This is a genomic window from Caballeronia sp. (assembly GCF_028292365.1).
Lineage (GTDB): Bacteria > Pseudomonadota > Gammaproteobacteria > Burkholderiales > Burkholderiaceae > Caballeronia.
In genome coordinates this window covers 1-4,787 of sequence record NZ_JAQGMM010000330.1, presented here as the reverse complement: position 1 = coordinate 4,787, position 4,787 = coordinate 1, and the positions used below count along the sequence as shown (strand labels likewise).

General features: G+C 60.5%; 4 protein-coding genes and 1 pseudogene. All 5 read left to right on the top strand.

The genetic code is table 11. The features are described 5' to 3' along the window. Positions 1–632 (top strand): annotated as a pseudogene (locus tag JWR14_RS20140) (type II and III secretion system protein family protein); the annotation flags it as partial. A 10-nt stretch (positions 633–642) separates the two neighbouring features. Further along, a complete protein-coding gene (locus JWR14_RS20135; protein WP_299710228.1) occupies positions 643–1,017 on the top strand; it encodes a CpaD family pilus assembly lipoprotein in 375 nt (124 codons plus the stop codon). A gap of 28 nt (positions 1,018–1,045) precedes the next feature. After that, positions 1,046–2,266, top strand: a complete 1,221-nt coding sequence (locus JWR14_RS20130; RefSeq protein ID WP_299710226.1) for an AAA family ATPase — start codon at positions 1,046–1,048, stop codon at positions 2,264–2,266. Beyond that, positions 2,266–3,684, top strand: coding sequence for a CpaF family protein (locus JWR14_RS20125; protein ID WP_299710223.1), 1,419 nt, complete (start codon positions 2,266–2,268; stop codon positions 3,682–3,684). Before JWR14_RS20130 ends, JWR14_RS20125 begins: the two co-directional genes overlap by 1 nt. Further along, the gene (locus tag JWR14_RS20120; protein ID WP_299710221.1) at positions 3,681–4,655 is read left to right on the top strand and encodes a type II secretion system F family protein; all 975 of its coding nucleotides are present in this window, start codon (positions 3,681–3,683) and stop codon (positions 4,653–4,655) included. The genes JWR14_RS20125 and JWR14_RS20120 overlap by 4 nt, the downstream gene beginning before the upstream one ends. Positions 4,656–4,787: the final 132 nt, after the last annotated feature.

The following is a 4,787-nucleotide window of genomic DNA, read 5'->3' as shown; positions in this document are numbered from 1 at the left end:
ACAAGGAGGGCCTGGTAACCGTGCTCGCCGAACCAAGTCTCGTGGCGCTGTCGGGGCAAACGGCCAGCTTCCTTGCGGGCGGCGAATTTCCCATTCCCGTGTCGCAAGTCAACGGCGCGATTTCCGTCGAGTTCAAGCAGTTCGGCGTCAAGCTCGACTTCACCCCGACTGTGTTGAGCGAAGGCCGCATCAGTCTCAAGGTCCGTCCTGAAGTCAGCCAGATCGACACGACGGTGAGCGTGACGACCGGTGGCATCACGATCCCGGGCCTGAGTGTGCGTCGCGCTGATACCACGGTCGAACTCGCGAGCGGTCAAAGCTTCGCGATCGGCGGGCTGCTTCAAAGCAACACGACCGACATCATTTCGCAGATTCCGGGCATGGGTTCCATTCCGATCCTGGGCAAGCTCTTCTCCTCGACCAATTACCAGAACAACAAGACCGAACTGGTGATCATGGTGACGCCCTATCTGGTCGAGCCAACCGACCCCGGCAAGCTGCGTACGCCGCTCGAATCGCTCGTGTCGCCGAGTAATGACGTGGAATACAGCTTCCAGCAACACCGGACAGCCAGCCCGTCCTCGCAGACTGCAGAGCCACGTCTCGTCGGCGCGGCCGGATACGTTTATTGAGCCGGATGCCATGAACTCCACAAAAATTCTGACCCTCCTCCTTGTCTGTGCGACGACTACTTGCGTCAGCGGCTGCTTCAAGCCGCCACGCGATATGCCCGACCAGTCGGTTATCGGCTTCGACGGTAAAAATGCGGTGTCGCCAGACTGCACCGAGCTTGCTCGGGGCTCGGTGTTGACCGATGCAGGCTGGCACCGCCCCTCCATGCAGTGGGGTTGCGCGACGTACACCAACCTCGCTGCCCAGGTTGCCAATCCGAAAGACCTCGTGGCGCCGGGAAAGCTCGCGCCAGCCGATGCCGCCGTCGCAGCGAGCGCCGTGCGCCGTTACGAAACCGGCCGTGTAATCCCGCTCGACACAACCACGTCGCGCGATTCCAAGTGATGCGCTCAACCTTCATTGAAGACACGCTATGAGCACGACAGGGTTCAACTTGACGAAAACCGGCACCGGCGTGCGGGTCGCGGACTTCATCGCCTTCGTCTCCGACCGGGCGACCGAGCGGGTCCTGAAGACCTTCGTGCTCGAACAGGCGATGCCCCATGTGCATGTCGTGATCGGCGGAATTGACGACGCCATCGCGTACGTCGCGAAACTCGATCGATCACCGCTCTTCCTGTTGGTCGACCTGCATAAATCCGCGATGCCGCTGTCCGACCTCGCCCGCCTCTCGGAGGTATGCGAACCGTCGGTACAGGTCGTCGCGCTCGGCGAACGTAACGACGTCGGACTTTTCCGCAGCCTGTTGAAAATCGGCGTGCGCGACTATCTTGTGAAGCCGCTGACCGTCGAACTGCTCAAGAGAACCATTAATGTCGAGGATGGCAAAATCAGCCCGATTGCGACCGCGCGGATCGGCAAGACAATCGTGTTCACCGGGACGCGTGGAGGCGTGGGTGTCACGACACTCGCATTGAATCTCGCGCGCCATCTCGCCGATGAAACCCACAGGCGGGTGGCCTATATCGACTTGAACTTGAACGGGGGCGCCGCAAACAGCATGCTCGGCACGACGAGCAACAACGGCCTGAACGACGTCCTGCAGAATGTGCATCGGCTCGATCCGCAGTACGTCGAACGCACGCTCGTCGCGAAGGGCAGCCGTCTTTTCGTGTTGTCGGCCGAGTTGGACTTCGACGCCGCACGCTCCTATCAGGCAGGCGCACTGAAGCGCGTTCTGCAATTGCTGTGTGACAGCTTTCATTATGTACTGCTCGATATCAGCAACCCCGTTGATCCGCTCGCGGTAGAAGCCTTCGACAACGCGTCGCGCGTGTATCTCGTTACCGACCGCACCGTGTTCTCCACGCGGCAAACCATCCGTTTGTTGCGCTACATCGAGGACCGCGATAACAACCCGGCGACGTCGCTGCTGTTGAACAGCCCCAACGCGGCGAGCGCCGGCAAGGTCGAGACGGCCGATTTCATGTCGGCAGTCGGTCGCAATGTGCTGCACGAAGTGCAGTTCGAAGGGAAGTCCCTGTCAATCGCCGAAAACCTCGGTGAGGCGCCGAAGGAGAAAGCCGCGACCGGTTTCAACCAGTCGATCACGCGAATCGCCAATGATCTGACCGGCCAGCACGCGGCAGTTGAACGCACGCTGCTGCACAAGTTCAAATTGAGGAAAGCTTGATGTTCGGGCAAAAGCTGGTCACGCGAACGGAGACCGAATTCGTTCCCACCGCTGGAGAGGCCGCGCTGGCGGCGTTCGAGGAAGTCCGCGCGCCAGCCGGGGCTGCCCCCGCTGCCCCGGCTGCCACCTATGCCCCGCTGATCGAAGGTAACGAAGCGCTGGTCCGCTCGGATCTGTTCAAAGTCATCCGCAGCGGCGTGTTCGATTCCATGAACGCATCAGCGGTGATCGGCAAGACACGCGAGCAGATGAAGGCAGGTGTCGAACAGCTCGTGCTCAGCATTGCCGAACGGGAACGCCTGAACATCACCATGTCCGAGCAGGGGCAGATTGTCGGCGAGTTGCTCAACGACATGTTCGGACTCGGGCCCATTGAACCGCTGCTCGCTGATGAAACCGTCACTGACGTGCTCGTCAATGGACCGGACCAGGTTTATGTGGAGCGCAACGGCCGGCTCGAATTGACCGCGTACAAGTTCCGTGACAACGCCCACGTTGTCAACGTCGCACAGCGGATTGCCGCGGGCGTGGGCCGCCGTGTCGACGAAAGCAGCCCGATGGTCGATGCGCGCCTCGCCGACGGCAGCCGGGTCAACGTCGTGTTGCCCCCGCTCGCCATTCACGGCGCGACCATCTCCATCCGTAAATTCTCGAAGCGCAATATCACGCTCTACCGCATGGCGCAACAGGGCAACATGTCAATGGCCATGGCGAACGTGCTCAAACTCGCGAGCACGTGTCGCCTCAATATCATCGTGTCGGGCGGCACGGGCTCGGGCAAGACTACTTTGCTCAACGCGTTGTCGCATTTCATCGGACTGGGCGAACGCACCATCACGATTGAAGACGCGGCCGAACTGCAACTCGTGCAGCCGCACGTGGTCAGCCTCGAGACTCGACCCGAGAATGCCGAGGGACTAGGCGCCGTCGCCCAGCGCGACCTCGTGCGCAATGCGCTGCGGATGCGTCCGGACCGGATCATCCTCGGCGAAACACGCGGCGCCGAAGCATTCGACGTGCTGCAAGCCATGAACACGGGCCACGATGGCTCGATGACCACCATCCACGCAAATACGCCGCGGGATGGCATCACGCGGCTGGAAAGCATGGTCATGATGGCCAACGGCAACCTGCCGTTGTTGTCGATTCGCCGGCAGATCGCCAGTGCTGTGCACCTGATCGTGCAGATCGAGCGGATGCGCGACGGCATGCGGCGTATTACGCGCATCACCGAATTGGTGGGCATGGAGGGCGACGTCATCATCACGCAAGACCTGTTCACTTTCCACTACGACGCGACCGCCTACAGCGAAGAGGTCAAGGGCGTGTACGAATGTGCATCCGTCAGGCCCGCCTTTTCGGCCCGTGCCGCCTACTACGGGTTGGAGGAGGCTTTGCTGGAGGCCATGAGGACATGAGTCCGATCGACGTCTTCACGGTGTGCTCGTTCATTGGCGTCATTCTCTGCGGCGTGATGGCGCTCGTCGTCATGGACATGCGTCAGAAGCAGCCAGACGCGCGGATCAAGACGCGCATGCGTGAATCCTTTTTGGGTCATGTAACGCGTGAGATGCACACGGTCAACGTCAATTCGGACCTGTTTACTGTCGATAAAACCGACAACGTGTTGAGCCGCTGGCTTCGGCCCAAGCTTTCGCGACTGCGCACTGTCTCAGGAACCAGCGGCATTCGTGTCGTCGTTGCGGTGACGATTGCCGGCGAATTGATTGCGCTTCTCATGACGCACTTCATGCCGCTGCCCGGTTTCGCGAAACCGTTGCTGATCCTTGGGCTGCCTGTGTTCGGTGCCATGCGCGCTTACAGTTTTTTAGTCGAACGTTTTCGAACGCGCTTCCTCAATGGTTTCCCGGACCTGCTTGATTTGATCGTGCGCGCGGTTCGCGCGGGCGTGCCGGTCACGCATGTGATTGGATCCGCAGCCGATGAATGTCCCGAACCGCTGAAACACGAGTTCAAGCAGATGAGCGATTCGCTGCAGGTCGGACGTGATCTCGAAGAAGTCCTGGCCGTTGCAATGCGGCGCATAGAAATAGCCGATTTCTCCTTCTTTTGCGTCTGTTTGCTGCTGCAACGGGAAACCGGGGGCCAGCTCGGCGAGACACTGGAAAACTTGTCGAGTATCGTCCGGACGCGACGGGAGGTTCGTCAAAAGACCAAGGCGCTCACCGCCGAGGCCCGCATCACGACCAAGATCCTCGCGGCCATCCCGGTCTGCATCATGCTGTGCCTGTATTTCATGAACCGCCCTTACATGATGGTGTTATTCGAACGGGAGGCGGGTCACAAGCTGCTGAGCTACGCCGCGATCTCGGTCGTGTTCGGCGTGGCGCTGATCAACAAGCTGGCGAAACTGGATACTTCGCGATGAGTCCCTCCAACGTCGAGACGCTGATCAATCTGCTGATGCTGCTGGCGCTTTTCGCCGGGCTCGCGATCTGGTGGGCAACCAAGCATGGCGGAAAACGTGGGCGTATTGCCGAGCGTGTGCGCGAGGCCGCGC

What these genes read in the sequence shown, in the direction of transcription:
- JWR14_RS20135 (WP_299710228.1), top strand. Translation starts at nt 643, where the DNA reads ATGAACTCCACAAAAATTCTGACCCTCCTCCTTGTCTGTGCGACGACT.
- JWR14_RS20120 (WP_299710221.1), top strand. Translation starts at nt 3,681, where the DNA reads ATGAGTCCGATCGACGTCTTCACGGTGTGCTCGTTCATTGGCGTCATT.
- JWR14_RS20130 (WP_299710226.1), top strand. Translation starts at nt 1,046, where the DNA reads ATGAGCACGACAGGGTTCAACTTGACGAAAACCGGCACCGGCGTGCGG.
- JWR14_RS20125 (WP_299710223.1), top strand. Translation starts at nt 2,266, where the DNA reads ATGTTCGGGCAAAAGCTGGTCACGCGAACGGAGACCGAATTCGTTCCC.